This window comes from Planctomicrobium mucosum (genome assembly GCF_051466335.1).
GTDB lineage: Bacteria > Planctomycetota > Planctomycetia > Planctomycetales > Planctomycetaceae > Planctomicrobium.
In genome coordinates this window covers 4,509,641-4,535,453 of the sequence record NZ_CP195793.1, presented here as the reverse complement: position 1 = coordinate 4,535,453, position 25,813 = coordinate 4,509,641, and the positions used below count along the sequence as shown (strand labels likewise).

Sequence of the window (25,813 nt, the reverse complement as noted above, 5' to 3'; positions counted from 1 at the left end):
ACATGAATCTCAACAAATGCATCTCTCGCTTCAGAAATGACTTACGTGGACGATGCACTGGCGGGATAGAGCGATCCGGGATTCACGCCGAAATCGCGATCGGGTGATTACTGCAGTTTGCCATTCAGGCCCTTCAACTCAACTTTGCCACCCAGGGCATGTGAAATTACGGTGACGTTGTGGTCGAACATCCCAATATAGCTGGCCTCATAGGTTCCTGGGCTTCCGGTGGAATCCGAGTACAAAACGCCCCCCTCCCGAACGACATGCCCCTTTTTCTTTGCCCCTTCGATGACTGCTTTCAGATTCGCTGCATTGACCGTCGCTTCAACGAACAACGCAGGGACCTTTTGGGCCACAAGGAAGTCGACGAGATTGTTGATGTCCTGGACTCCGGGTTCCGATTCGGTCGAGATCCCCTGAACTGCCCGTTCTTCGATTTGATAAGCGCGAGAGAAGTACGAGAAGGCGTCGTGAGCAGTCACGAGATACCGCGATTCTGCCGGAATTGAAGCAATGGAATCGATGGCATAGGTATGCAGCTTGAGAAGCTCTTTTTTGTACAAATCCGCATTCGCTGCGAATTCCTCGGCGTGCACTGGAGCCAATTCAGAAAGCACTTTGACAACCTCAGGCAGGCATTCAGCCCACAATGATGCATCGTTCCATACATGGGGGTCAGGATGCCCGGTGGAGTCCTTCGGGTAGATCAACTGCTCGGGAGAAAGTCCTTGTGTCACTGCTGCGACTCGCTTCCCATTCTTTTCAACCCGCTCGAAAGCGGTTTGCATGGACCCTTCAAGTCCCAGGCCGGAATAGAAAATCACATCGGCATCGAGCATCTCGCCAACATCACGAGTCGTCGGCCTGTACATATGCGGGTCGACTCCTTCGCCGACCAGTTCGCGCACTTCGGCATACTGACTGGCAACTGCCCGCACGAGATCGCCCACCATTGTCGTGGTGACAACGACGCGAAGCGGTTTGGGAGTCGACGCGCCCTCTCCGGTTTCGGAGACAGGCTGCCCCGTTGGCTTCGCTCCTTCACATCCTGTCAAAATCAGTGCAAAGGCGACGAGCAGGAATTGCAGGCACAATATCTTTTTCATACTTCTATCTCACTAAATCCCCAGGGACCATGCTCAGGGAAGAGCCGAGCAGCCAAGACTGCAAACTATTGTCAATTCGGATGTTGAGGCCAATTTCTTGTCGCCGGCAACTTCAGTTTCAATGCTGCTGGAGATTCTGCCAGTGGCTCATTCAGAATACAAATGCGATCCCGTTGCGCCAGTGAGATTGCATTCTGCTATCATTCAGGTCAGCCTGAAGTTTGCATTGAAGTTCACTCCAATGCAATCCGGGCAATTCAACGAGAAACCTGTCGGCAGCGTCTTCCGAAATCCTTTCGCTCCGGTAGAATGTGACAAATTCTAACAGAACAACCTTCTGTCAAGCAGCATACGATGGACAACAAAGAGCGAATCGTCGGCCGGATCTTAATCGCTGACGACAATGAACAAAACCGCGAATTGCTCGAGGCATACCTCAGCGACGATGGACACGAAATTCTGATGGCTACAGATGGTCAGCAGACTGTGGAAGTTGCGCTGGAGCAGACTCCTGACCTGGTCTTGCTGGACATCATGATGCCCAAGCTGAGCGGTTACGAAGTCTGCCAGAAGCTGAAAGAAAGCCCCACGACTCAGCGAATCCCCGTGCTGATGGTGACTGCTCTCAAAGAGATGGGAGACATCCAGAAGGCTGTTGATGCAGGGGCCGATGACTTCCTGACGAAGCCGGTTCACCGCCTCGAACTGAAAACCCGAGTTCGCTCATTATTGCGAGTTCGGCATCTCACCAACGAACGAGATCGACTTCTTGCTTACCTTGCTGAAGTCGATGAACCCAACTCCAAGTAATCGCCGTTGTTTTTGCTGATTACCTGATGTCTTCATCCTCCGTTTCACGCGGAGGATGATTTTTTCCTGCTGTTGACTTCCGATCAACGATTGGCAAGTTCATCTCGCATTCTTCCTGCATTCGAAGTCTTTGGATTCCATGAATCAATCATCTGAGGCTGTTGTTACCCTCAAACCCAGACGCGCGCTTCCGTTCTTCAGCCAGCACCCCTGGGTGTTTGCCGGAGCTGTGGCAAACGTGTCTGGTCAACCAGATGTCGGTTCAGAAGTGATTGTCCGTTCGCACGAGGGGAAGTTCATTGCTCGCGGGTTGTTCAATCCGAACAGCAACATTCGTGTGCGTCTCTACACGTGGAACGAATCACATGCACTGGATGCGACGTTCTGGAAGGATCGGGTTCGTGAAGCAGTCAATTTCCGTTTGAAGCAATTCGTCGGCACGACAACCGAAAAAGCATGTCGCCTGATTTTCTCCGAATCTGATGGACTTTCAGGCCTGACCGTTGATCGCGTCGATGACTGGCTCGTGGTGCAGTGGACCAGCGCAGCTTTGGCTCAGCGGCAGGAACCGATTCTTGCCGAACTTCACGAGCTGCTGAATCCTCGCGGAGTTTGGTTGCGCACAGAGAAGGGGATCAAGGCTCTTGAAGGGCTTGAGATTGAGGATGGATTATTGGCAGGAGAAGCACCTCCGTCCTCTTTGCAGATTAACGAAAACGGCCTGTTGTTGACGGTCGACCTGCAAGCGGGCCAGAAGACCGGGTTCTATTACGATCAACGTGAGAATCGGGCGAGAATGGCGTCGTTTGTTCGCGGAGGCCGTGTTCTGGACACGTTCTGCTATTCAGGAGCATTCGCTCTTTCCGCTGCGAAACTTGGAAACGCCAGTCAAGTGGTTGCAGTGGACTCCTCTGCATCTGCCATCGAACTCGCTTCACGCAATGCTGAGCTCAACGGCGTTGCAGATCGCATTGATTTCCATGTCAGCGATGCCTTCGATTTCCTCGAAGAGCAGGTCGCTGCCGGTGAGAAATACGACGTCATCATTCTTGACCCTCCGAAATTGGCCAGGACGCGCGGGGGTCTCGAGCGCGCTGCCAAAGCCTACGTGAGATTAAATCGACTTGGCATGGAGGCTCTTACTCCAGATGGAATTCTGGTGACGTGCAGCTGTTCCGGTCATGTTTCTCGAGAAGAATTCCAGCAATTCATCGCACGAGCCAGTCTGGACTGCGGGCGACGTGTTCAGATCCTCGAGGAGCGAGGGCAGGCTATCGACCATCCGGTTCTCGTCAACTGCCTTGAAACCAGTTACCTGAAATGCACGATTTGTCGCGTTCACTAATCGTCCGCTTCTACTGCTCACCCCGCCCCCTCTCGTGTGGAGGGGAGCAGGGGATCAGCGGCGTCTGACTCGCAGGTCATCCTTTTCCGATGCTCCTCGCAAGGAGGCTCTCAAAGGCTTATTTAGCGAGGGTGCTGCGTCGGATTTTTTGTGAACCTCGCTTCTTCCAATCCTGCGCAGACCGCCAAAACCAACATTGCCCTTTGCGCAATCGGTACAATTTGCTATTTGAGGTGGAATATCGGAGTTGTATGTTGAAGCAAAGCTGACAACCCATTGTTGTTGGTCCATGCATCAGCATTTGGTTCAGAACTGTCTCTGTCGACCTCCGGTTTGTATGCAGGGAAGCATCAGTGTCTCAACGTCAACGCATTCCACGACCTCGTCATCTGTTTCCAGAGCTTTCAGCACTCCTGATTGAATGGAAGCGGTCGCATATCCGTATCCGTCGATCGATCCGCAACGCTATTGGGACGGTCCCGGTCTGGGTCACGGGATCGGTTGCGGGAATCGCGAGCGTCATGCTGACGATCTCCTTGTTTTTCGTACATGAACCTGTGCTTCAGGCTGCCTCGGTCTCGAGTATTCCGACTCCCGTGATCACCCCGCCGCCGGTAGTCGAACCAGAACCGACTCCCGCGTTCATTTCGAAAGCCCAACTGTCCGCGGAGTTCGTTCGAACCTACTTCCCGTTTTCGTTCGATCCGAATCACCTGACAGTGCGCAGTTCCCGCGATCAAAAAATCGAGTCACCGCAACTGAATGCAGCGGCAGACTGGATGAATGATCGGTGGACGAAGAGTGTCAGTCGACTGCATCAACCGACTCCATTCGATTCCTATCTCATCGCAGCCGCGGGGCTCCCCTCGACTTGGCATCCAATGCTCGCAAGTAACGTTGTGACTATCCCGCTAACGTCTCCACCGTCGCTGGACATGGGGATTCTCGTGGATAAATCGGTTCTTGGAACCGCGACCCCTGGTGATCCGATCACCTACGAGATTCGAGTTTACAATTCGACAGGTCGCACGATTGAACGCCTCGATCTCCGCGAATGGATTTCTGAAGCTCAGCGAGTCACTGCGGTGGAACCACCAGCTGGTGTTGACCGCAACGACCTTGTCTGGAATGTCCAGAACATCACTCCGGGCGAAACGAAATCGTTCCGCATTACGTTGATTCCGGAAGGTGTCGGTGAGATCCAGACTGTCACGGAGTTGATCCCGACGTCCCGCATCGGAGCCGTTGTCGCAGTCAGTCCAGCTCGCGTAATTCCGGAACCTGTCAGGACTCCCGATCCAGATCCAATTCCTGAGTCCATCCCTGCTAGTCCAGCCCCGGAAGAGTACGTCCCATCGGAAGCGGTCCCAGCTGGGAAACCGGAGTTACGGTTGACCTACACCGAAGTGAAACCACTTCGAGAAGGCGAAACACTGTCGATGATCTTCACAGTCAGCAACGTCGGCACGGCGCCGGCGGAAGAAGTGCAACTGTTCGTCCATTTGACCGGAGAGTTCGAGCACCGCTACGGGGATTTTGTCAAACACCAGATTGGTGTTCTTCCAGCGGGTCAATCCCGCCGAGCGTTGTTGCAGGCAGTGGCGAGAGATCCCGGGGAAGCCAAACTGGATGTCTCCCTGAAATCCGGGGGAAGCGAGAAAGCAGGGAGGGAACTGCGAGTTCCTATTCAGCGTGAGCAACCTCAAGCTCAGCTCCAAGCACGCCCGGAAGCGACAGCACCTGTGGCAACTCAGCGCAATCTGAGTCAACCGATCTATCAGGAAACCGCCCCCACGCTGGTTCACGATTTCGATTTTTAATCGACGGACCAAATGACACCGAAGGAAGTGGGACAAATCCCGTTCAGCGGGCCAATGATCGTTTCGTAAAATGGACAACGCCCCGGTTATTACATGCGGGGCGTTGTCCATTTGGAGTGGTCTGTAAAGCTTCTTTTCAAGAGGCTTCTCGAAGCCGAAGGCTTGGTTTCTCGATCGACACCATCGTGCTCGGAGGAACACTTTTTGTCAGCCAGACGTTCGCACCGATGACGGAGTTCTCGCCAATCACTGTTGAACCGCCGAGAATCGTTGAGTTCGCGTAAATCACCACTCCGTTTTCAAGTGTGGGATGGCGTTTTGTGCCACGAACCAGATTCCCTTCGCCGTCTTTGGCGAAGCTGAGAGCTCCTAAAGTGACCCCCTGATAGATCTTCACGCCAGCGCCAATTTCGCAGGTTTCACCAATCACGACGCCGGTTCCGTGGTCAATAAAGAACGACGGTCCGATCGAGGCTCCGGGATGAATATCAATCCCCGTCAGGCTGTGCGATTGCTCAGCCATCATGCGAGGGATGAGCGGAATCTTCTGTCGGTAAAGCTGATGTGCGATTCGATGCACTGTCACGGCAGAAAGACCTGGGTAGCAGAAGATGATCTCATCAGGGCCGCTCGCAGCAGGATCGCCGTCATAGGCTGCTTGGACATCAGTCGCCAGAATTCGACGGAGTTGGGGCAACGAATCCAGTAGTTCAATCGCAGCGAGTTGCCCCTGCATTTCAAAGTCGATGTTTTCCCGCTCATCGCAGGTCGTCTTGTGCGTGCGATCATACTCATATCGCAACGCTCGAGAGATTTGCTGGGTCAACTTATCGTGCAGGCCGTCAACAAGATCACCCACGTAGTAGGTGACGTTTCCGAGATGCAGGTTCTGTCGGCGCCGGTACCCGGGGTACAACACTTCCTTGAGGTCGTTCAGGATCTCTGTCACAGCAGACATACTTGGAAGCGGACAATGCCCAAGATGATTCGCAACGTCGGATTCCTGGTAGCTTTCAACGATCCGGCTGGTGAGAGCCTTCAGTTGTTCTTTCAGTAGGTAATTTGTGGGCATGATTGGATTCTAAAACACAGTCACGATGAAGATTCCGACTCCCCGGATTCAGGAAGCACCATAATCGCTGACAGACCGGCCTCACGCCGGTGAGCAACATTTCCCTGAATCAAGCATCACGCAACACGTAGGAAGAGTCCCCCAAGGGGCTCGAAGCCGCGCTTTTCCGAACACCGGAATCAACAGACACGACTCGGTTGTTCCCGTCATCGCCAGTTTGTCCTTGAAATCCCGAACTTCACATCCAGCATTCATTCCGTGAATTACCCAGAATTTACATTCCCAACAACCAGACAGACAAGCCATCGTAAAATCGGATCGGAAGACGGAAAGTCTAGAATCAATCTGATCAGGGTCGCTGAGAGACCGCTTCGCCTTGCTTCACTTCGCGGCAATCTCTACCTGCGGTCCCCATTTTAACGGTTTTCGAAACGCGATTCTGTTACAAGTGAAGTTCCTGGATTTGTGTTTCCTCGAGTGGTGATGTGGAAATGCGGCCGGATTTGATGAATTCCTCCGGTAAACTGGAACTCGACGCGATTCCAATATTGTCTGAGCCCTTTGCTTGCAAGCATTTCCGGTTAAAATTGCAGTAGCACCCTCAACTCCAAACCTTTCCATAATTGCCATGCCTACATACGTTTACGAAGTTATCAGCGAGGACGGATCGGGCGGCGAGACCTTTGAAATTATTCAGGGGATGAAAGATTCGCCTCTCACAGAGCATCCGGAAACCGGCGTTCCCGTTCGACGAATCATTCAGGCTCCCTTTATCGGAGGGAGTTGGTCTGAAGGAGCGATGAACAAGAACGTCAAAGATGACAAGAAGCTGGATCGTCTTGGATTTACAAAATACGTCAAAGCTGGAGACGGAATCTACGAAAAGCGGGCAGGGAAGGGGCCGGATATCATTTCCAGAGACGCCCCACTCAAAGGGGATAGTCTCGGTCATCTGGACTAATGTCATCTCAGAGGCATTTTGCAGTCCGGTAGCGTACAGAGCAGCGATCGTTGGTGTTTTGCTTTCGGTGGCGCCTCATCCCCTGACACAGGGGCCAGACGAGCCTCATGGCAACAGGGGAAGTGGAAACGCCGATGCGCTGGCCGATTCGAAATCAGATCCTGTTGCCGTTGATTTCTATTCAGCTGCTGATTGTGGCAGGGGTCACCTCTCTCGCAGCGAACACAGCACTCAAGCGGGTCGAGCAACAAGTCACGGCCCGATTCGAAGGACTGCATTCGGCGCTTACTCACAAGGCCTACCCGCTTACACAAGCTGTGTTGAGCCAGATGAAAGAACTCTCCGGCGCAGAACTTCTCGTTCATCGGACGGGATCAAACGTTGTCGAGTCGACTCTTCCAGACCTCGCTGGCACAGCAGTGACTGACGACCTCGCGAAGAACCATGTCTCCGCCACAGACCAAATTCATTCCATTACGCTCAACCGTGTTGAATATCTCGCAAAGCGGGTGCCGACATTTGAGCAGGGAGTTCAGACGAGTGTTCTCGTCCTTTATCCACTTGAGCTTGTGGAATCGGCCCGATCGGATGCAGTGCGAATTCCCATACTCTCCGGGATTCTGACGCTGCTGTTTACTTCAATTGCAGTGATTCTTGTTGCCAGTCGCATGGGACGTCGAATTCAGGGAATTGAGCGACAGGTGGCTCAAATCGCTGGTGGTCAATTCGACCAGATCCCATTGGCAACTCGAGACGATGAACTGCGAGACCTGTCAGAATCCGTCAACCAGATGAGCGTTCATCTGGATCAACTGACGAAGCATCAGCAGGAAGCAGAACGGGCCAGACTGATCAAACAGCTGATTGGCGGAATCGCCCATCAGCTGAGGAATTCGCTGACGGGAGCGCGACTAGCGGTGCAAGTTCATCAGAGGCGGTGCGATCTTGAAACAGACGACAGCCTGAATGTGACGCTGCGTCAGCTGGCACTCACGGAGGAGCAGATTCGTGGTCTGGTCGGATTAATTCGCGATGAAAAACGTGCTCATGTGAAGGCGACAATCGGAGCGATCGCACAGGATGTCGAACGACTGGTGCGCCCGATGTGTGAGCACAGACAGATCCGGTTCTCGCTTGTCGGGACAGATTGCCAGTTTGAAATCGAAGATGCCGACCAGTTGCGTGCAGCCTTGTTGAATCTCTGTATAAACGCAGTGGAAGCAACTTCTAACGGTGGAAAAGTCAGCGTCTCCCTGACATCGAATGACGAGTCTGTAACCATCGATGTTCGGGACAACGGCCCCGGAATTCCTGATGCTGACGTCTCGCGAATGTTCGAAGCATTCCAGACATCCAAAGCGGAAGGAATGGGGTTAGGGCTGACTCTTGTTCGACAGACCGCACAGAACCTGAATGGATCAATCACTTATCAGCGAGACGCTGATGAGACGCTGTTCCGCATGATCTGCCGTAAGCCGAATGTATCACGTTCAAATCAATGGCCCGAGTTCGCCTCTCGTTCTTATCGACTTAATTGAAAAAGACGGCGTCATCTCGCTTTACCGAATGCGATGAGACATTGCGAACAAACGTTGTCTGCAATCCGATGCGGACATAGGGGAAATCCAATAACTGGAAGTTCCAGACTTGGAGCGGCGGATCAATGCCATCTTAATCATGACTTGACTAAGATTGGCGCAGATAGACGTGTCCGCCGTGTCCTCTCTATGAGGCGATTGCGGACAATGCGTTTGCGTTTTGAGCAGTCTAGAGATTGGACCCGAATCGATGCACGATCGTATGAAACCGATTTGCCCCATCAATCGACTCAGTAGAATCCAACAAGGAATTCTGCGATTCGCTCTCTTGCTGCTGCTTGGCACTCAATTTCTTGCTTCGAGAGCGATCCATGCTCAGGAGGCTGAAGCTCCGTTGACTCGCAAGATTGTCCTGATTGCCGGCCCAAAGAGTCATGGCCCTGTCGGGAACGGAATTCATGACTATCCTTGGTCTGTCAAATTGCTGAAGGTCATGCTCGACAATTCCAACATCACGGAGCAAGTTCGGGTTGAATATCACCTCGATGGTTGGCCTGAAGATCCGACGACTCTGGATGATGCCGACACGATCATGGTGATCTCCGATGGTCGAGATGGAGAACTTTACGAAGAAGCCCCGCACTTCAATAGCGAAGAGAATCGTCAACAGATCGCCAAACAAATCCAGCGAGGCTGCGGTTTCGTGACATTTCATTTTTCGACCTTCGCTCCGGATGCGTACGCCGAAGATATTTTGAACTGGAGCGGAGCGTACTTCGACTGGGAAGAAAACGGCGAACGGAAGTGGTACTCCGCGATTCAGACGATGGACACCGGTGTTGATCTCGCAGCGCCCGAGCATCCTATTGCTCGCGGAATGAAGCCGTTTCAACTGAATGAAGAGTTCTATTTCAATCTGCGATTCCAGGAGGGGGACACAAGCGTCACTCCCATTCTTTCTGTCACTGCACTCCCCGGCCGGGATGAGAATGGCCGAGTCGTCGCTTGGGCCAAAGAACGCAGCGACAAAGGACGCGGGTTTGGAACCACATGTGGTCACTTCTACGAAAACTGGAAGAATGACGACTTCCGCTGCATGATTCTGAACGCATTGGCGTGGACAGCCCATCTCGAAGTGCCTGAATCTGGAATTCAAGCTCGTTATTACACACACGACGAAATCACTGCGGCAATCACTGGAAAGGAAGGGACTGAAAAGGCTGTCGTCAACGAACGGCCAATTCGCGGCCTGATCCTTAGCGGGGCGCATCACCCCGGGCATCCATGGCAAGCAACGACTCCGATTCTCAAGGAGACTCTCGAGCGTGATCCTCGTATCCGGGTCGATGTTTCCGAAGAGATTGAGGTACTCGCGACGCCTGAAATCCACAACTACGATTTTCTTGTGCAGAACTACTGCAATTGGGAAAAACCAGGGCTGAGTGATGAAGCCAAAGCAGGTTTCAAACAGTATCTCGCTGATGGCGGAGGACTTCTCATCATCCATTTTGCGAATGGAGCATTTCACTTTTCGCTACCCAATGCTTCGGAATCCGAGTGGCCGGAATACCGCGAGATCTGCCGAAGAGTCTGGGACCATACTCCTGGACTGAGTGGACATGACAACTACGGAAAATTCATCGTTGACATTGAAGATCAGGATCACCCAATCACCAAAGGGATGGAACCGTTTCAGACGACAGATGAACTCTATTTTCGGCAGCAGGGAACACTCCCGATTCACGTGCTGGCCACCGCGAAATCGAATGTCACAGGGGAATCGGAGCCCATGGCGTTCGTCTATGAATACGAATCTGGCCGTGTGTTTCAGACGGTTTTGGGACACGCAGCTGAATCACTCGAGACGGACGGGACTTCGGAACTGATTCGCAGAGCGGGAGCATGGGTTGCCAGGCAGGATCAAATTGCTCCTCTGCCCAAAGCGAAGGTCGCTGCCGAGCCGGCGGAATTGGAACCTGAACTCGTTGAAGGGAAGTGGGGACAAGCGTTGGACGCCGCAGCTATTCCACTGATGGCGGACGGAGTTGAGGAATATGGAAACCCGCCCGTCACGATTGAACTCTGGGCCCGCATCGAGGACGCCCAGAACTATCAGATTCTCGCTGCCCATGAGCTGAAATCATCAGGAACGCATTGGGAACTGTTTGCGATGCCGGGAAGCGGCTTCCTGACGGCTTACCTCCCCGGACTGAGCCCTGATCATGTCCACTCCCAAATCAATATCTGTGATCGAGAGTGGCATCACATCGCGATGACGTTTGCGACAGATCGAGTCTGCCTCTATGTCGACGCTCAGAAGGTCGCGGAACAGGAAATTCAAAGTCGGCATATCGCCGCATTGCCGGGTCGCTTCGCGATCGGATGTCTTGTCGGAAGAGAATTAGGATGCAACGGGCTCATCGATGATGTGCGAATTACCCGTGGCATTCTTCCGATCACGTTGCCGACAGGACCACACCAGCAAACTCGCGACACGATCGCTTTGTGGAGACTGGACAACTGGGACGCAGAGCGGGGATCCCCTGACGAGTCGTTGCAAAAGAACTCGCTCCGTGTGGTTGATCCGAAACAATCGAACCTCAACAGTTCCCACCTGAAGATTGAAGGGCACTGGGGAGAAGATGCATTGGGCTTTCGCTGGACGGAAGAAGATTCTGTGGATGGTCGCTGGAATCAGGCTGATATTGGCGGTTTCCTCGCGAGTATCGTTCCGCTACCGAATCAACGTCCAATCGCCAAAGGGCTCTCGATTCGCGTCGGCAATAATCTTGAAGCGGCAGTCGTTTACGACACAGGGCGGTCCGAGTTTCGTGCAGCCTGGACAGGTCCTTTCCTCAAATTTACCTCAGGGCGTTATGGGATCAGCGATTCGCCGCAAATTGCAGGAAACATCCTCTTTCAAAGCGTGCCATTCGATGACGATGGTTCATTAAAAGCGAAGTATCTCGGAATGAACGTTCACGGGAACCGCACCGTTCTCCGCTATCAGAAGGGAGACGCAATTCTCGCTGAGTCTCCCTGGTCTGAATCGCACGGGGGGCACACCTTAATCACTAGAACGATTGAAACGACCGCCCCATCGGGAGTCGAGGTACCACTTCTGTCTACCTTACATGCAATCGAGATTAAACAATCTGGAAGCACGAGTTTCGCTGTCAGTCGACAGGACAACCAAGCGACAATTGTCAAAGTCAGAGGGAGCATCGGCACGCTCACGACACGTGGACCGAATTCACTCCTGCTTCAAATTCCTGCCAATTCAAAAGCACAGTCGACTCAGATTCTGTACTGGACAGGAACAGAAGAGCAAGTCGAAGAGGTGCTGTCGTCGATGACATTCGAGAGCGAAATCCCGTCACTCGCACAGTGGATTTTAGCTGGCCCAGATCAGTGGGGAGAGCGGATCGAGACCTCCGGGAAACTCGGCGAAGATGCAGGACCTTACACTCTTGATACGATTCAGGTCCCTTTCAATAACCCCTATCGTGCGCTGATGTTCCTGAGCGATCACGACTTCTTTCCGAACGGAGACTTGGCGGTCTGCACTGTCCACGGCGATGTCTGGATCGTCACAGGGATCGACGAAGAACTGAAGAAGGTTACGTGGAAACGGTATGCGACTGGTCTCTTTCAATCGCTCGGCCTTCGAGTTGTCGACAACGAGATTTACGTGATCGGACGGGACCAGATTACCCGTCTGAAAGATCTCAATAACGATGGTACAGCGGATCAGTACGATTGCTTCTATAACGGCTACCTCACCTCCCCCGGAGGACACGACTATATCGCCTGCCTGGAAAGAGACTCTCAAGGGGATTTTTACTTCGTTCATGCCAACCTGGGTGTCGTACGCGTCAAGAAAGATGGTTCAGGGCATGAGGTGATTGCTTCCGGGCTTCGCAATCCAAACGGACTCTCAATCGGTCCAAACGACGAGATAACCACGACTCCACAAGAAGGGGACTGGACTCCATCGTCAGCAATTTATGAAGTGAAGAAGGGGGATTTCTATGGCTACCTTGGACCTCAAGTCACATCAGAACGTCCGCTGGGGTACAACCCTCCCATCTGCTGGATTCCGCGACTTGTCGACAATTCCACTGGAAGCCAAGTGTGGGTGACGTCTGATCAATGGGGCCCTCTCAAAGGGCAGGCCCTGAGCCTGTCCTATGGAAAATCACGACTCCAGTTGCTGCTGCGAGAGCAGGTCGGCGAGTCGATTCAAGGAGGCATCGTCGATTTCGGACTCGATTTTGATTCGGGGGCAATGCGTGGTCGATTCAGCCCCACCGATCATCAACTCTACGTCAGCGGCCTCAAAGGATGGGTCTCGAATGCCATTCAGGATGGGTGCCTCCAACGGGTTCGATATACCGGAAAAGAGGTTGACCTCCCGGTGCAGGTTCGAACCGCAGCAAATGGTATTGCGATCACATTCCCAGTGGAATTGGACCCGAGCACAGCCAACGACGTGAATCAATTTGAGATTCAGGCCTGGAACTATTTGTACTCAGCCAATTACGGATCGACCGACTACCGTGTCTCTGGAAAATTGCAGGAAGGGCGCGATGTGCTGGACATTCAATCCGCCACGCTCCTCCCCGACCGACGCACCGTATTCCTTGAACTCCCGTCGCTGCAACCTGTCATGCAAATGAGCATCGACTGCAAATTAGCTCGCAAGGACGGACACCCACTTCGGCACACGATCTATTACACCATCAACAAGGTTGGCGACGCGACACAGGATCCGACCACCTTGAATCAGATCGTTTCCGACTCACAGCTTTCAGAAGACATCCTCGCATCTCTTCAACCCGGTTTACACAGCGAATTTCAGCAAGGGGAATTGACTCACCATCGCGTTTCGCGGGTCCCGGCGCTGAACGTCGAGGCAGGGACTCCTTCGTCGATCTCGCTCACTCCGGGGTCGTTTCAAATGAAGATGACCGGTTACCTGCAAGTCTCTTCCAAGGACGAATATTTCTTCAGCATGGAAGGAACAGGGGCATCGGAATTGACGATCAATGGCACGAAACTTCTCTCGGTTTCCGATTTGAACTCGTCCTCGCGAGAAGCGAGCATTTCGCTTGCCAAGGGTTACCATCGCTTCGAAATCGATTTTCAATCCCAAGACTCAGGAGCAGGTCAACTTCACCTCTACTGGAAGAGTGCTCTCTTCGCACGGGAGCCGATTCCACCGACGGTCCTGTTTCACGATGCCCGATCAGAAGAACTCATTGCTGCTCAGCAATTCACGCTTGGGAGAAAACTGAGCGTCACGTTCCATTGTTTTCGGTGCCACGATTCGGAGTTCAATGGGATGTCAGAATTCGCGATGCCGGAATTGGCCAGCGACACTCCAAACCTCGTCGAGATCCGCGACCGGGTCGAACCAGACTGGATCTTCAACTGGCTGATGAATCCGGCAGCGACACGCAATCACGGAACGATGCCGCAATTATTTCATCCAGAGAGTGCGGACGATCGACAAGCCGCTGCCGACATCACAGCCTGGCTCACAGCCGATCGTAACTCCCTCGTCGAAACTGCAGATGAAGTGAATGATGAACTCATCACGCAGGGGGAGACTCTCTACTCGAATCTCAGTTGTTATACCTGCCATTCTTTCCTGCCTCCTGAGGGAGATCCGGAATACGACCGCATTTCTCTTCACTTTACCGGCAGGAAATTTCGACCGGGCATGTTGGAACAATTCTTGATGAAGCCTCATGCACACTACGAGTGGATCAGTATGCCAGACTTCGGCCTGAGCGTAGATGAGGCAAACGCAATCGCAGCGTATCTCCGACAGAACTCTACCGGAATTCATGAACATGCTGCCGAACTCGCGCATGCGGATGCAGCACGTGGCAAACAGAGCTTTGTGTCACGAGGCTGCTCGCAGTGTCACAGCCAATCGTCTCCGGCGGAAAGCACACTCACAAAGCAACGTTCCCTATTTGCTTCGCCTTCCTATCAAGGCTGCCTGGCTGAAAACGATGTTCAACAGGGGATGATCCCGCGATTTCATTTCAATCAGGATCAACGAGATGCTCTGGTCACTTTTCTGAGAATGGGAGAATCATCGCTGGAACTGGAATCGCCAACAGACTCCGCACAACGATTAACGAAACGCCTGTTCTGTAGTGCATGTCACTCCAAGGATGATGTTTCAAGCCCACGAGCATCGATCTTCATTGACGAGTTCGATACTGGATTTCTCCCCGAAGCGATTCCGTCCCTGACGTGGGCTGGAGAGAAACTCAAGCCGGACTGGATGGAGAAGTTCTTCAAGGGGGACATGAGCTATAAGCCCCGCGAGCACATCAAAGGACGAATGCCGGCATTTCCCGCTTACGCAGCCGCGCTTGCAAAAGGGCTCGCAGAGGAACATGGCCACTCGTTAAATCAAGAAGCTAAAACAATTGACCTGCAACTTGTCGAGATTGGACACGCCTTGACGCTTAGCAACACAGGACTTGATTGTCGTCAGTGCCATGCGGTTGGACGCGATCAACCGACTGGTGACACGCGTGTCACGATTGCCCCCGGAATTAACTTCGCATTTATCAGCGACAGACTGCAACACGACTTTTACAGCCGCTTCGTGATGGATCCTCCCCGATTTGACGTGAACACGAAAATGCCCAAATTGGCTACGGACGGAAAGACGACCAAGATCAAGTCACACTTTGACGGCGATGCTGAAAGACAGTTCGAGGCGATCTGGCATTACATCCAGACAGTTGATGAGGACACCAGCGATCAAGCAAATTGATCCGTCGCAAAGAGAAGAGGGATCGCTCAATTCTCCTCAGCGAATGGCTAGCTGGTACAGTCTAATGAGGGGGAAGCATTCGGGAGAAGTCGGCGAGATAAACACAGCAAAAGCGAGTAAATCAAGAAGCTGCAATCGTGCAGATTGAAATAGTGGAGCCTGATGATCAGCTTTTCGCTGATTGTTTCGGCGTCGTTTTGTGTCTCGGTATTGCTGACCAGGTGAACCTTCGATCCCTTCCGCCGTTTCCCACCATCGTAACCTGCTCTGGCTCCACTCTCGGGAGTGGATTGGATGACTCTCGCATCCAGGATCGTCGCCGAAGCGGGCTCATCGCGTCCCTGAGCAACGCGAGCCACTTCCCGCAGATCATGAGTGATGTGCTCAAACACACCAGCATCCAGCCAACGCCGCGCCTACTGGTAGACCACGGGCCGAGGAGGGAACTCATGGGGCATGAAACGCCATTGAGCACCTGTTGGAACGAGCCATCGCATGGCATTAAACACCGCTCTAAAAGGGCGGACCCGCTGGGGCGAGTCCGCTTTGACGATCGCCAAATACGGGGCCAGAAAGGCCCATTCGTCATCCGCGACGTCATTCGGGAAAGGCATCCGTGGCTTTCTCATCCACAGGACCTACTCAAAATTCAACACTTAAGTCCATTTTAGACTCTAGGTTGATCGCTACCTGAGGCATCTGAGCCACGTCATGGTTTCCGAAGCCACCATTAATGGCCAATAAAATCATCGCCTTGAGTGGTTTTGTTGCCTCATCGATGACGGCCCTGAGTTCTTCAGATCTGATGTCTTTTACGCCCTTTTTTAATTTCGCTGCGCGGACGGCATTTTTGGAGAGCTTTCCGAACTGCTTTCCATACGCGACTCTGCCGGAAACGAGCTCGGAGTCCATTCCGAATTTAAAGATGCTCCGGATCCTTTGAATCTCAACCCCCAGAGCAACTGGTCCAAGGGTTTGAGACAACCGCTCACGCAGCCTGCCAAAGTCCTCCGGCAAGAGGGAAGAGACGAGCTTGTCTTTTTCGAATGCATCAATGACTCGCTCACAAGCTCGATGGCAATCGCGAAAAGTCCTGGTGGAAAGCTCCCCAGCGTCGACTTGCCGGGTCTTGTGCGTCAGATAATGGTTCGCCAGATCACGTAAGTTCAGGCCCTCGCCACGCACAACGGGTGTCCGTCCCGCAAAGAGATCATCTTTCTGTTCGTCAGATCTCCTTTTCGCCGATTCCCAATCGTTCCAAGGCCCGAAGTATACGAATTTACCCCGAGTTTTTTCGCCCACCGACCAATGGCATGGGCAAATAGCGGGAAGTCCTCGTAAGGTTTAGGTGGCTTGATTGGCTTGCCTGTTTTACGGGAACCGGTAGACTTTGATCTGAAGTTTGTATTTCAATGGTTGCACGATGATGGCAGACTGTGGGAACACAACATTTCACGTTGATGAGTCCATCAGGGCTAATCAATTCAGCCGCCGTAGCTCAGTTGGCAGAGCGACGCTTTCGTAAAGCGTAGGTCGTCAGTTCGAATCTGATCGGCGGCTCTTTGAGGATCTTGCTGTTCTTTTGCCGGCTTGGTTTCATGCTCCCAGCTCCGGATAACGTTTCGCTCCTCACGAAAGACGCGATGAAAATCTGGGCTGCCGGCGTCAACGCGGTCGATTCGGCTGCACTGGTCCGAAACCAGATTCATGTCTCCGGAAACACTTTAACGATCGCGGGACACTGCTGGTCTCCTGGAGACGGCGGTCAGATCTGCGTTGTCGGCGCTGGGAAGGCCGGGGCTGGAATGGCTGCCGGACTTGAGCAAGCTTTTGGCTGCGACTTGCTCAAAAGGATAGACGGCTGGATCAATGTCCCTGAAGACTGCGTACAGCCGCTGAAGAAAATTCATCTGCACGGAGCCAGACCGGCCGGGGTGAACGAGCCAACAGGACAGGGGATTCGAGGGACTCAAGAGATCCTCAAGCGAGTTCGCTCACTTCGTTCTCACGATCTGTGTATCGTCCTGATCTCTGGAGGAGGCAGTGCGCTCCTTCCGGCCCCGATCCCTGAAATTACTCTGGAAGAGAAGCTGGAACTCACGCGAACACTCTCCCGAAATGGTGCAACGATTCAGGAGCTCAACGCGGTTCGTAGCGAACTCTCGGAGATCAAAGGAGGAGGGCTTCTGCGGGCATGCGGTGCTGGGCTCACGATCACTCTGATCATCTCGGACGTCATCGGCGATCCCTTGGAAACAATCGCATCTGGTCCGACGATTCTGCGTCGGGCTGATCCAGACTGTGCGCTGTCGATCTTAAAGGATGTCTCCACTCGAACAGGCTGCGAGTTCCCCGCGACAATCCTGCAGGTTCTCGGGAAGCAGAGCAGTCGTCCCAGGCTTCCTGCAGAACCGACCGGGCAGTATTTCAATCACGTGATCGGGAACAATGCAACCGCTGTCCAGGCGGCAGCGCAGCACGCAATCGAACTTGGCTACGACGTTCTCGACACGAAATTTGATCAAGCTGGCGTTGCCAGTTCAGCCGGGCGGTCCTTTGCTGAAATGATTTGTGAACAACACCAGGCTCACCCCTCTCGCAAGGTCTGCCTGGTCAGCGGCGGGGAAACGACTGTCGAGCTTTCTAGAACCACTGGCCCACAGCGAGGCGGTCGCAATCAGGAGTTCGCCCTCGCAGCGCTTTGCGAACTCCGCACATCGTCACCAGCGTCGTTTGCAATCGTTTCAGGAGGAACCGATGGAGAAGATGGTCCCACCGACGCTGCGGGTGCGTTTGTCGACAACGCTCTCCTGGAGCGAACGAGAGTTTCAGAACTCGACCCCGAAGAGTTTCTGCGAGTGAACAACTCGTACGACTACTTTGACCAGATCAATGGACTCATCAAAACCGGTCCAACACACACCAATGTGATGGACTTGAGAGTTGCATTGGCAGCCCCGTAGAATCGCTAGCCCCTGTCACGGAGGGGGCGGCGAATGTGGAAAAAGCTCGTTGAAACACTGGGTTTATCGTCGCCGGAACGCCACGCTGCCGTGAGAGGCGCTCTAGTGGGCAGCGACATCGTCTCGTTTGTTGACGATCATGAAGTTCCCGCGACGTGTCAGCTTGCAGTCATAAGTCTTCAGAATGACTGCGAACACCTGTGCTGGATCCGAATTCGCGAACTCACCGGTGTAGGTGGAGTCTATTCCTTTCCCAACGACGACGGTCATCCCCTGATACGTTGCGAGTGTCTTCAGGATCTGATCGATGGAAGCCTCGTGGAACTGAAACGTCCATCGATTCTCCTGCTCTCCTTCGATGACAGTGATCGCTGGTCGCTTCTCTTCAACGGGTACCACGACTTCGGCTGGAGCAGGGGGCATCACTTGTGGAGTCGCTGGGGCGGAGACGACATTCACTTCAGGAACGAAGTCTGGGACTGGCATCGCTGCCTCGGCCGAAGCTGGAGTTGTCACTCCATCGGACGCGAAGGGTGACCCCACCTCTCCACCTGGAAATGGGACAGGAATATTAACTCCCAGTTCTGCTTCTTCCGGTTTGCTCTGGGCGAAACGCTGCGAATTCTTCGCTAGTGTCGCGCGTTCATCCATTGTCGGCATGGGACCAGCTATTCCGAGTTCGAGAGAGCTCTCTGGATTCGCTGACGCTACTTGAATGGGCTTGTATCGGGTGGGCTCTTTTTCCACTTGAACTTCGGATTGCTCTGTGCGTCGATCCGAATTGGAATCCAGCTGCGCCGTCGATGCTTGTTCGTAGGGAAGTGGAAGATGCTTCTTCTTGTGAGAGAGTCCACGAACGCCGGGGAGATTGGGCAGCAGTAAGAGAATGGTCAGAGCGAACGAGATGCCCATTGCCCAAAATGCAACTCGAAATGGATTCGCTGACATCATGCTGGCTGCAAGCCTCTACTTCAGAGTTGAACCTTGAACCGGCCTCTCATGTAACCAACAGGCCACACGACCCGCGCCCGACCAAGAAACGGTCCTCCTCGGTATCGACGTTTTGCAGTCCGCAACTTTGGCGTAATCGATAGAATTGTCAAGCTTTGACAAGAGGCGTTGAGAGAGTGATCAATAAAAAAACGCGGCAGGGCCCCCTCAAAGCTCCAAGCTTCGCCCCGCCGCGTTTCAGTTCTTCGATCAATAAAACCGCACCAGACAAGCTGTCCGATGCGGCTCTGCAGAACAATAGGTTGCAGGTTGGGTGAGTCAAACCGAATCGCCGAAGGATATGAATTTTGGGGAAGATAGGATAATCGTCGGGGTTCAGCTGCAAAATGAAAACAGCCCGCTCAAAAGCGGGCTGTCGAGACTCAACTGATTCGCAAATCTTTTTAGCAAAGACTCTTAGAACACGTCCAAGGTGTAGTGGTTTCCAGAGTGGTAAGGCTTCTTCGCTGGGTAGAAGTTGTACCAGTCTTTGTTGTACACAGGGATTCGACGTTCCTGTCCGTAGCGGTAGTACATGCTGTTGTAACTCTCAGGCTGCTTCTGAAAGTTGTGTGGATAGTAGACGTAAGGGTAGTGGTAGAACCGCTGCCAATCGTTTGGCTGCCCCGGAGGAGCAGCTTCAGCGCATTCGGAACCAACGAATCCGGAGGCCAGCAGCGCTGCCACGCCGACAACGGCAAGTAGTGTGCGTTTGAACATTTATTCTCCAAGTCCTGAAGTCGGACAATCAGCCTCGGTTGGCCTTCGCTCGATGATAGATGGACACTGATCTGGTTTTTCGACTAAAAGCAGCCTGCACATCAGGCTTTTCGAGAAGAATCCATGCAACCTGCAAAATCGCACGAAATCAGCGACGCCTTCTTACAGACGATACGTCGGTCGCGAGGAGTGTTTATGCACAATCTGTTGAATTCCCTCCGTGTTCTGTACCCCGCTAGAACGGCAAGAGTTGTTCACCTGGCCGTCGCTGTATTCGCTCTGGTGGTCGGTGCCCGATGGACAGCCACTGCATCGGCACAAGAAGTCCCTTTAACGGGTGAAGCTGCGATTCGGGCACATATTTCCTATCTCGCCAGTCCAGAATTAAAGGGGCGAGCAGGGCGGTCGAAGCAGCTGGCACGCGACTACATCATTCGTGAATTCGTGCGAAGCGGCGTTCGTCCGTTCTTCAATGGCGAATGGATTCAACCTGTACCCGGCCAAGTGGGGCTCGATGGAGAACTTGGACCAGTCGGCGAAAATATCGGTGGATGCGTTATCGGAACAGACCCCGTTCTCAAGGACGAATGGATCATCATCAATGCCCATTACGATCATCTCGGTGTTCTAGGAGGTGAAGTCCATCCCGGAGCGGATGACAATGCATCCGGGACCTCGATGTTACTCGAAGTCGCGCGAACCATTGCAGCTAGACCACTCAAACGAAGCGTCGCATTTGTTGCCTTCGATTTCGAAGAGACGCTGCTTTGGGGGTCTCGCTGGTTTATTGGCCACACTCCCGTAGATCTTCAACAGATCAAGCTTTCCATCACCGCAGACATGATCGGTCGTTCACTCGGCGGAATGGATCTGCCAACAGTCTTCCTGCTCGGAGCAGAGCACTCCAGCTTGATTCGCGAGACGATCGAGAAAACTCAAGTGCCCGACGGCCTTGAACTGGCTCAACTCGGCACGGACATGATTGGGACGCGAAGCGATTACGGTCCGTTCCGAGACCAGCAAATTCCGTTTCTCTTCTTCTCAACGGGAGAACACCCGGATTACCACCGTCCTTCAGACACACCGGACAAAATCGACTACGCGAAGACGACTCGCATTATCCTGCTGATTACTGAGCTCGTCACAAAGCTGGGGAACGGCGAACAGCCGATCGTCTGGGAAGATCCCGTCTACCAAAAAGTGGAAGAAGCCCGCGCTGTTCATCAGATCACAAGTCATTTGATGAAAGCAGATGAAGACGGTCGTTTCAAACTGACATTCACGCAGCGTTTTTTCGTTTCCCAGGTGCAATCGAAGACCGGGTTTATGGTCCGAAAAGGGAAGGTGTCAGACGATGAACGCAAATGGGTCGGTCGAACAGCACTGATCCTGCTTGTCGCTGTGTTTTAATTTGAACGCCATCGGCGTTTTAGTGAGGCGACCGTGGTCCATTTGAGGGAACACAATCTTGCCCACATGCGACATGACGTTCCGTCAACTGCGAGTTAACAGCACCCGGAACTCGTTGGACCACAGCATCCACCTTCTTCAACCGGAAGCACGACGCAGAGGTCTTCAGCGAGACACGCTGTATGCTTTGTTCCGAGTCGCAGCACTAGCCCCATGGTCGTGGCCTCTGCTGAAATCAAGGGATATTGTGAAATCAATGTCGATTCGTGTTCGATTTCAACTTCAAGGTCTTCTGAGCGAAGAACCGGAGCAGCGAGCTGAATAATTCGATGCAGCTTGGTTGTATCGAGTCGATGATCCACATCGCCCGTAAACCATGTTTGCAGCACGCAGGAGGTCACAGAACGCACTGTCCCACCGCAATCGATGAAATCCTTTTGCACTCGACCGACCTCTGTCACATGGAAGTGCGGCGGCACAAACGAACCGTTCGGAAGGACAATCTGAATGGAACTGAATGGATTGTCTGTCAGGACGTTCAGAAATTCACTGAGTTTCACAGCCTTCTCCTTCAATTGAGCAACATTGATTCGCCCGATCGGTAAGTGAGGGGTGAGTCCCTGCGGCTTCAGTCAGACACCAGCCCTGCTCAATGAGCCCCGAGACACAAATATCGATGACGCGATAAAATACGTTGTTCCCTTCGCGTCGACACGACAGAATTCCGAGGTCGAGCAATCGCTGAAGCTGATTGGACACAGCCTGTGGCTTCATCCCAAGTTCAGCTGAAAGTTCAGAAACGCACAGTTCATCGGAACGGATGAGGGCATGGAGCAACCGCAGTCGCGTGTCGTTTGCAAGTACCTTGAATACAGCAGCGAGGCCCCCCGCCTGAATTGGCGAGAGCAGCTTACGGTCTTTCAGAGATAGTATGCGTGATCGATTCGTTTTTGAGGATGACATTGCACCAACACCAGCAAGGAATCAATACACAATATCGTGTAATGGTTGCTTGTCAACCTCAAGTATCGCCTCGAATGGCAGTCGGCCTTAGGCTTGACTGACTCCGTGAACGACTAGAAGTAATCGTCCGACTGGAGATCTTTCTCCGTCAGCAGATGCTGAGCATGATCGATTAACACCTGCCGGGCGGAATCAACATCTTCGACGAAGATGGCGATCGCTCCACGACGAGCGCGATGGTAGAGCAGTGGATAGGTGTAGGTGATATTCATTTCCGCAGCCACGAGAATCCGGAAGATTGTTCCGAACGGATCGGGCTCATCAGGGAGTTCGACACCGAGAATATCGTTCTCGATGAACGTAAAGCCGTTCAGCGACAGAATCTCGCGAACCCGATCAGCATCGTCCACCATCACGCGAGCGACGGAGAAATCCACAGCGTCGACGATACTCAGTGCAACGATTCTCAAGTCCTGAGACTCAAGCTGCTTGATGAGTTCGTGAAGTCGCCCCACTCTGTTTTCAAGCACGACACAGAACTGCCGCAAACATGGCCAGTCGCGACTTCTCATCGTCATGGGCTGAATCGGAATATCGTCGTCATCATTGAACGGCATCTCGGGCGATCCGTGTAAACGTGCCAGCGGATTTCGACCCGGTTTGACTCCAAATCAACTCCGTTGCCGATCTCTTCAGTGGAACACGTTAAGAAATTCTGAAAAGAGGGTCAAACTTATTCTGATTCCCTCACTGTGAGGGAGAATTTTCACCTTTTGATTCTGCCGAGGTCGACTCCACCATTTGACGTGCATCAGTCTGATTGTCATTCGGGACTGATGCCACGTGAGCAGCATGCTCCAGTGCTCGCATCTGAAAGTCCCGCTGTGTGTCTCTGGCCCATTCCTTTTCCTCGCTCATGCGAGCTAACGCGACGACAAGCTGCCATTCGATCCCTAATCCCGCTGCTGTTTCCGCGCGCTCGGGGTGGGAGTCCAGCCAATCCAACGCTTCGATTTCAACGAGTTGATAGTCTTTTCTGAACTTGGAATTCAGACAATTCAACCGAAACAGGAGTGCTGTCTCTTTGATTGAGATCAACGAAGGAGATGTTCCGTCGTGCTCGATGATCTCGCCATAAATGCCGAGGGCAAGTCGCGTCCCCTCAACGCTTTTTAACGCCTCGTAACACTTTCCCTGCCAGAGCCTCGCATAGAGTCCGCCGAGTTGGCTGCGATATCGCTGATGAATCTCTCCGTAGGCATTGCCAGCGCGGGTCAGGAGTCGTCCTCGCACCGCATTTACTTCTGGATACGTCAATGATTCCCAATAGTCACATTGAGCCAGATCGAATTGAGACCGAAGGTACCGCTCAAATGCCTGATTTCTCGCGATCTTCAAGGAATGATCTTCCGCTGCAATATAGAGGGGGTACTTCTCCCATTGTTCCTGATACAGAGTGTTCAACTGACTCAGATAAAGACGAGCTTGATGAATACCCTCACGAAGTACGAAGCGAACCTCTTCACTCATCTCTTCCTGAGTGAGAGAACTTGCACTGTGAACGACCGAGCGAGCCTGTTCGATTCGTGATTCAGAGATCGCCCATTTCGCACGGTCTCTCATCGGATGGTCCCCATGCTGAGCCAGGAACCTGCCGATGCAAGTGCACGCCTGCTCCAGCATCTGCTTGCGATTTTCAGGACTCGCTTCAGTCGCTGCCAGACCCCGCAAGATCAAACCTTGTTGAAGATCGAGTAACTCCTGCAAATCCTGAGGGAGTTCCAGATCGGCCTTCAGCGAATCGAGCGTTTCCTGAGCGATCTCGTAATACTGACGCTGAATAACTCCCTGAAGAAACTCACCTCTGAGATCCGCCGCATCGACACCGGATGAGACAGAGAGGACAAACGGCAAGATGAAGCAAAGCAAACGCCGCGATCTCAGTATCATCGTGTGCCTCTCGCCCAAACGCCGAAAGAAACATGAATGCTATGAACTCTTCTCCGGAGTCTTCGCGAGGATCAGACGAGCGCCCAGCTTTCTGGTGAGCACGACAATGGAATCCCGAAATTCCTGTTGCGTCGCACTTGCGGATTCTCGCCCCGGAATCAGAACCAAATCCAATCCTTCCGGAATCTGGTGTTGCTCCAGCCGATATGCCTCACGGAGCAATCTGCGAAGTCTGTGTCGAACCACCGAATTTCCATGACGTCGGGAAACGCTCAGGCCGATTCGAGTTCTCCCCGTTTCATTCACCGAAGCAAAAATAACGAGTCGGCTATCCGAGGATTTCTGCTTCAATGCATAGATGCGTTCAAAATCCCGACCGCTCTGAATGCGACGAAAACGCGGAAACAGCAAAGCCCCGGTTTCATCGCCAGCTTCAGAATCTTGATTATTCAGAGCATTCACGTTCGGCCGCTCCGAAAGTCTGTGAGATCTTGTTGATTGCAGGAATGGTAATGACCAACTGTTCTGCCAATGGCTTCAGAACTGTCTGCTCAAACTGAATTGCCTGCTGGTCATTCCAATGTTCGCGCGTATTCTGCCACGCGATCTGCAATTCTTCCAGTGCATCCTGAATTCGACCGGCAGCTGACTGTAGATTTCCAACTCGCATCCTGACCTCCAGCGTTCCGATTTAATTTCAACTCGTCAACCGCGTTCCTGTGCTGAATCACTCAGCCATCAGAATTCTCTGGAGCCCCTTGGATCTCTGCGTAGTGTTCAAGGATCTCAATGCTGTTGTGAAGATAAAGCACAGCTTGCGCGAGATCTCGATCAAGCAGTGTCCGAAGCGATGCAAGCTGCGATCGAAATTCATCCGATTCGTGCTGAATCTTCATTGACCATTTCGCCACGCGCTCTGCTCTTTCTTGGCATTCCTGCGATCTTCGCTTGGCTTTTTCAAAAGCGACCTTCTCTTCAATACAGGACGAACGCTGGCCCGCGACCGTACGATTCCGGCAAAGCTCCAGTGCGATTCGAGTCGCTGAGACAGTATCAAACCCTCTGCGGATTTCCTGCTTCCAGTATGCTGGGCGATCTTGTCCAATCCAATCGATTGCTCGATGCAATTCGAGATGCATCGTTTGTAAAGCCCCATCCAACTCCTCGATAAACTTGAGAAGCTGACTGCGGAAGTCTCTGATCGCATCAATATTTCGAACATTCGCAGACATCGTTCTTCGACGCTTTCACGATTCGGAGGAACACCCGGGACGCGGCATCGGGACAAACTTCAACGTTGGTCCACAACACCATTTTTGCAGACAATTTCTGGAGGATGATGCTTCAGTCGCGGATTTCG

The 25,813-nt window shown here is 52.9% G+C and carries 22 protein-coding genes and 1 tRNA gene; 9 read left to right on the top strand and 14 right to left on the bottom strand.

Going from position 1 to position 25,813, the window contains the following annotated elements; all coding sequences use genetic code 11:
- Positions 1-107: 107 nt before the first annotated feature.
- On the bottom strand, positions 108-1,109 hold the full coding sequence (locus tag SH668x_RS17990; RefSeq protein WP_437186446.1) for a metal ABC transporter solute-binding protein, Zn/Mn family: 1,002 nt from the start codon (positions 1,107-1,109) through the stop codon (positions 108-110).
- Positions 1,110-1,463: 354 nt separating this feature from the next.
- Between SH668x_RS17990 and SH668x_RS17985 the strand changes: the two genes are divergently transcribed.
- The 3 genes from SH668x_RS17985 (at position 1,464) to SH668x_RS17975 (ending at position 5,084) form a co-directional block, all read left to right on the top strand.
- The gene (locus tag SH668x_RS17985) at positions 1,464-1,919 is read left to right on the top strand and encodes a response regulator (protein ID WP_437186445.1); all 456 of its coding nucleotides are present in this window, start codon (positions 1,464-1,466) and stop codon (positions 1,917-1,919) included.
- 139 nt (positions 1,920-2,058) lie between these two features.
- The gene (locus SH668x_RS17980) at positions 2,059-3,264 is read left to right on the top strand and encodes a class I SAM-dependent rRNA methyltransferase (protein ID WP_437186444.1); all 1,206 of its coding nucleotides are present in this window, start codon (positions 2,059-2,061) and stop codon (positions 3,262-3,264) included.
- A 353-nt stretch (positions 3,265-3,617) separates the two neighbouring features.
- On the top strand, positions 3,618-5,084 hold the full coding sequence (locus SH668x_RS17975) for a hypothetical protein (protein ID WP_437186443.1): 1,467 nt from the start codon (positions 3,618-3,620) through the stop codon (positions 5,082-5,084).
- A gap of 136 nt (positions 5,085-5,220) precedes the next feature.
- Here the strand turns inward: SH668x_RS17975 and epsC are convergent, their stop codons facing one another.
- Positions 5,221-6,156 carry a serine O-acetyltransferase EpsC gene (gene epsC, locus SH668x_RS17970; protein ID WP_437186442.1) on the bottom strand — a complete coding sequence of 312 codons (936 nt, stop codon included), beginning with the start codon at positions 6,154-6,156 and terminating at the stop codon, positions 5,221-5,223.
- A gap of 628 nt (positions 6,157-6,784) precedes the next feature.
- Between epsC and SH668x_RS17965 the strand changes: the two genes are divergently transcribed.
- The 3 genes from SH668x_RS17965 (at position 6,785) to SH668x_RS17955 (ending at position 15,457) form a co-directional block, all read left to right on the top strand.
- On the top strand, positions 6,785-7,117 hold the full coding sequence (locus SH668x_RS17965; RefSeq protein WP_437186441.1) for an FmdB family zinc ribbon protein: 333 nt from the start codon (positions 6,785-6,787) through the stop codon (positions 7,115-7,117).
- Positions 7,118-7,251: 134 nt separating this feature from the next.
- On the top strand, positions 7,252-8,655 hold the full coding sequence (locus SH668x_RS17960; RefSeq protein ID WP_437186440.1) for an ATP-binding protein: 1,404 nt from the start codon (positions 7,252-7,254) through the stop codon (positions 8,653-8,655).
- 250 nt (positions 8,656-8,905) lie between these two features.
- Positions 8,906-15,457 (top strand): ThuA domain-containing protein, encoded by a 6,552-nt coding sequence (locus SH668x_RS17955; RefSeq protein ID WP_437186439.1) that lies wholly within the window; start codon positions 8,906-8,908, stop codon positions 15,455-15,457.
- 47 nt (positions 15,458-15,504) lie between these two features.
- Here the strand turns inward: SH668x_RS17955 and SH668x_RS17950 are convergent, their stop codons facing one another.
- Genes SH668x_RS17950 through SH668x_RS17940 form a run of 3 tightly spaced genes read right to left on the bottom strand, consistent with a single transcriptional unit; the run spans position 15,505 to position 16,759 of the window.
- Positions 15,505-15,849: a transposase gene (locus SH668x_RS17950; RefSeq protein ID WP_437186438.1), complete on the bottom strand. Its 345-nt coding sequence runs from the start codon at positions 15,847-15,849 to the stop codon at positions 15,505-15,507.
- 24 nt (positions 15,850-15,873) lie between these two features.
- Positions 15,874-16,086: a transposase gene (locus SH668x_RS17945; RefSeq protein ID WP_437186437.1), complete on the bottom strand. Its 213-nt coding sequence runs from the start codon at positions 16,084-16,086 to the stop codon at positions 15,874-15,876.
- 13 nt (positions 16,087-16,099) lie between these two features.
- Positions 16,100-16,759 carry a hypothetical protein gene (locus tag SH668x_RS17940; protein WP_437186436.1) on the bottom strand — a complete coding sequence of 220 codons (660 nt, stop codon included), beginning with the start codon at positions 16,757-16,759 and terminating at the stop codon, positions 16,100-16,102.
- 185 nt (positions 16,760-16,944) lie between these two features.
- On the opposite strand from SH668x_RS17940, the gene SH668x_RS17935 reads away from it, so the two are divergent.
- Together SH668x_RS17935 and SH668x_RS17930 are read left to right on the top strand one after the other, a co-directional pair.
- A tRNA-Thr gene (locus SH668x_RS17935) sits at positions 16,945-17,017 on the top strand.
- 38 nt (positions 17,018-17,055) lie between these two features.
- The gene (locus SH668x_RS17930; protein WP_437186435.1) at positions 17,056-18,420 is read left to right on the top strand and encodes a glycerate kinase type-2 family protein; all 1,365 of its coding nucleotides are present in this window, start codon (positions 17,056-17,058) and stop codon (positions 18,418-18,420) included.
- A gap of 102 nt (positions 18,421-18,522) precedes the next feature.
- Here SH668x_RS17930 and SH668x_RS17925 read toward each other — a convergent pair whose 3' ends face one another.
- Positions 18,523-19,371, bottom strand: a complete 849-nt coding sequence (locus SH668x_RS17925; RefSeq protein WP_437186434.1) for a hypothetical protein — start codon at positions 19,369-19,371, stop codon at positions 18,523-18,525.
- A 456-nt stretch (positions 19,372-19,827) separates the two neighbouring features.
- Positions 19,828-20,130: a hypothetical protein gene (locus SH668x_RS17920; RefSeq protein ID WP_437186433.1), complete on the bottom strand. Its 303-nt coding sequence runs from the start codon at positions 20,128-20,130 to the stop codon at positions 19,828-19,830.
- A gap of 195 nt (positions 20,131-20,325) precedes the next feature.
- Here SH668x_RS17920 and SH668x_RS17915 point away from each other — a divergent pair, with 195 nt between their 5' ends.
- Complete coding sequence (locus tag SH668x_RS17915) at positions 20,326-21,540, top strand: M28 family peptidase (protein WP_437186432.1); 1,215 nt, start codon at positions 20,326-20,328, stop codon at positions 21,538-21,540.
- Between the two features lie 95 nt (positions 21,541-21,635).
- Here SH668x_RS17915 and SH668x_RS17910 read toward each other — a convergent pair whose 3' ends face one another.
- From SH668x_RS17910 to SH668x_RS17880, 7 genes are all read right to left on the bottom strand, one after another.
- Positions 21,636-22,100, bottom strand: a complete 465-nt coding sequence (locus SH668x_RS17910; RefSeq protein ID WP_437186431.1) for a DUF6428 family protein — start codon at positions 22,098-22,100, stop codon at positions 21,636-21,638.
- Complete coding sequence (locus tag SH668x_RS17905; RefSeq protein WP_437186430.1) at positions 22,087-22,503, bottom strand: ArsR/SmtB family transcription factor; 417 nt, start codon at positions 22,501-22,503, stop codon at positions 22,087-22,089. Before SH668x_RS17905 ends, SH668x_RS17910 begins: the two co-directional genes overlap by 14 nt.
- 113 nt (positions 22,504-22,616) lie before the next feature.
- Positions 22,617-23,120: an acetolactate synthase gene (locus tag SH668x_RS17900; RefSeq protein ID WP_437186429.1), complete on the bottom strand. Its 504-nt coding sequence runs from the start codon at positions 23,118-23,120 to the stop codon at positions 22,617-22,619.
- Between the two features lie 130 nt (positions 23,121-23,250).
- The gene (locus SH668x_RS17895) at positions 23,251-24,453 is read right to left on the bottom strand and encodes a hypothetical protein (protein WP_437186428.1); all 1,203 of its coding nucleotides are present in this window, start codon (positions 24,451-24,453) and stop codon (positions 23,251-23,253) included.
- A gap of 39 nt (positions 24,454-24,492) precedes the next feature.
- The gene (gene rnpA, locus SH668x_RS17890; protein ID WP_437186427.1) at positions 24,493-24,915 is read right to left on the bottom strand and encodes a ribonuclease P protein component; all 423 of its coding nucleotides are present in this window, start codon (positions 24,913-24,915) and stop codon (positions 24,493-24,495) included.
- Complete coding sequence (locus tag SH668x_RS17885) at positions 24,899-25,123, bottom strand: hypothetical protein (RefSeq protein WP_437186426.1); 225 nt, start codon at positions 25,121-25,123, stop codon at positions 24,899-24,901. Before SH668x_RS17885 ends, rnpA begins: the two co-directional genes overlap by 17 nt.
- Positions 25,124-25,184: 61 nt before the next feature.
- Positions 25,185-25,685, bottom strand: a complete 501-nt coding sequence (locus tag SH668x_RS17880) for a hypothetical protein (protein WP_437186425.1) — start codon at positions 25,683-25,685, stop codon at positions 25,185-25,187.
- Positions 25,686-25,813: the final 128 nt, after the last annotated feature.

Bases quoted from the DNA above. Each gene is read 5' to 3' on its own strand.
- SH668x_RS17960 (WP_437186440.1), top strand. From the start codon at position 7,252: ATGCGCTGGCCGATTCGAAATCAGATCCTGTTGCCGTTGATTTCTATT.
- SH668x_RS17905 (WP_437186430.1), bottom strand. From the start codon at position 22,503: ATGTCATCCTCAAAAACGAATCGATCACGCATACTATCTCTGAAAGAC.
- SH668x_RS17930 (WP_437186435.1), top strand. From the start codon at position 17,056: ATGCTCCCAGCTCCGGATAACGTTTCGCTCCTCACGAAAGACGCGATG.
- SH668x_RS17925 (WP_437186434.1), bottom strand. From the start codon at position 19,371: ATGATGTCAGCGAATCCATTTCGAGTTGCATTTTGGGCAATGGGCATC.
- SH668x_RS17880 (WP_437186425.1), bottom strand. From the start codon at position 25,685: ATGTCTGCGAATGTTCGAAATATTGATGCGATCAGAGACTTCCGCAGT.
- SH668x_RS17900 (WP_437186429.1), bottom strand. From the start codon at position 23,120: ATGCCGTTCAATGATGACGACGATATTCCGATTCAGCCCATGACGATG.
- SH668x_RS17885 (WP_437186426.1), bottom strand. From the start codon at position 25,123: ATGCGAGTTGGAAATCTACAGTCAGCTGCCGGTCGAATTCAGGATGCA.
- SH668x_RS17915 (WP_437186432.1), top strand. From the start codon at position 20,326: ATGCACAATCTGTTGAATTCCCTCCGTGTTCTGTACCCCGCTAGAACG.
- epsC (WP_437186442.1), bottom strand. From the start codon at position 6,156: ATGCCCACAAATTACCTACTGAAAGAACAACTGAAGGCTCTCACCAGC.
- SH668x_RS17965 (WP_437186441.1), top strand. From the start codon at position 6,785: ATGCCTACATACGTTTACGAAGTTATCAGCGAGGACGGATCGGGCGGC.
- SH668x_RS17920 (WP_437186433.1), bottom strand. From the start codon at position 20,130: ATGTTCAAACGCACACTACTTGCCGTTGTCGGCGTGGCAGCGCTGCTG.
- SH668x_RS17895 (WP_437186428.1), bottom strand. From the start codon at position 24,453: ATGATACTGAGATCGCGGCGTTTGCTTTGCTTCATCTTGCCGTTTGTC.
- SH668x_RS17990 (WP_437186446.1), bottom strand. From the start codon at position 1,109: ATGAAAAAGATATTGTGCCTGCAATTCCTGCTCGTCGCCTTTGCACTG.
- SH668x_RS17980 (WP_437186444.1), top strand. From the start codon at position 2,059: ATGAATCAATCATCTGAGGCTGTTGTTACCCTCAAACCCAGACGCGCG.
- SH668x_RS17945 (WP_437186437.1), bottom strand. From the start codon at position 16,086: ATGAGAAAGCCACGGATGCCTTTCCCGAATGACGTCGCGGATGACGAA.
- SH668x_RS17985 (WP_437186445.1), top strand. From the start codon at position 1,464: ATGGACAACAAAGAGCGAATCGTCGGCCGGATCTTAATCGCTGACGAC.
- SH668x_RS17955 (WP_437186439.1), top strand. From the start codon at position 8,906: ATGCACGATCGTATGAAACCGATTTGCCCCATCAATCGACTCAGTAGA.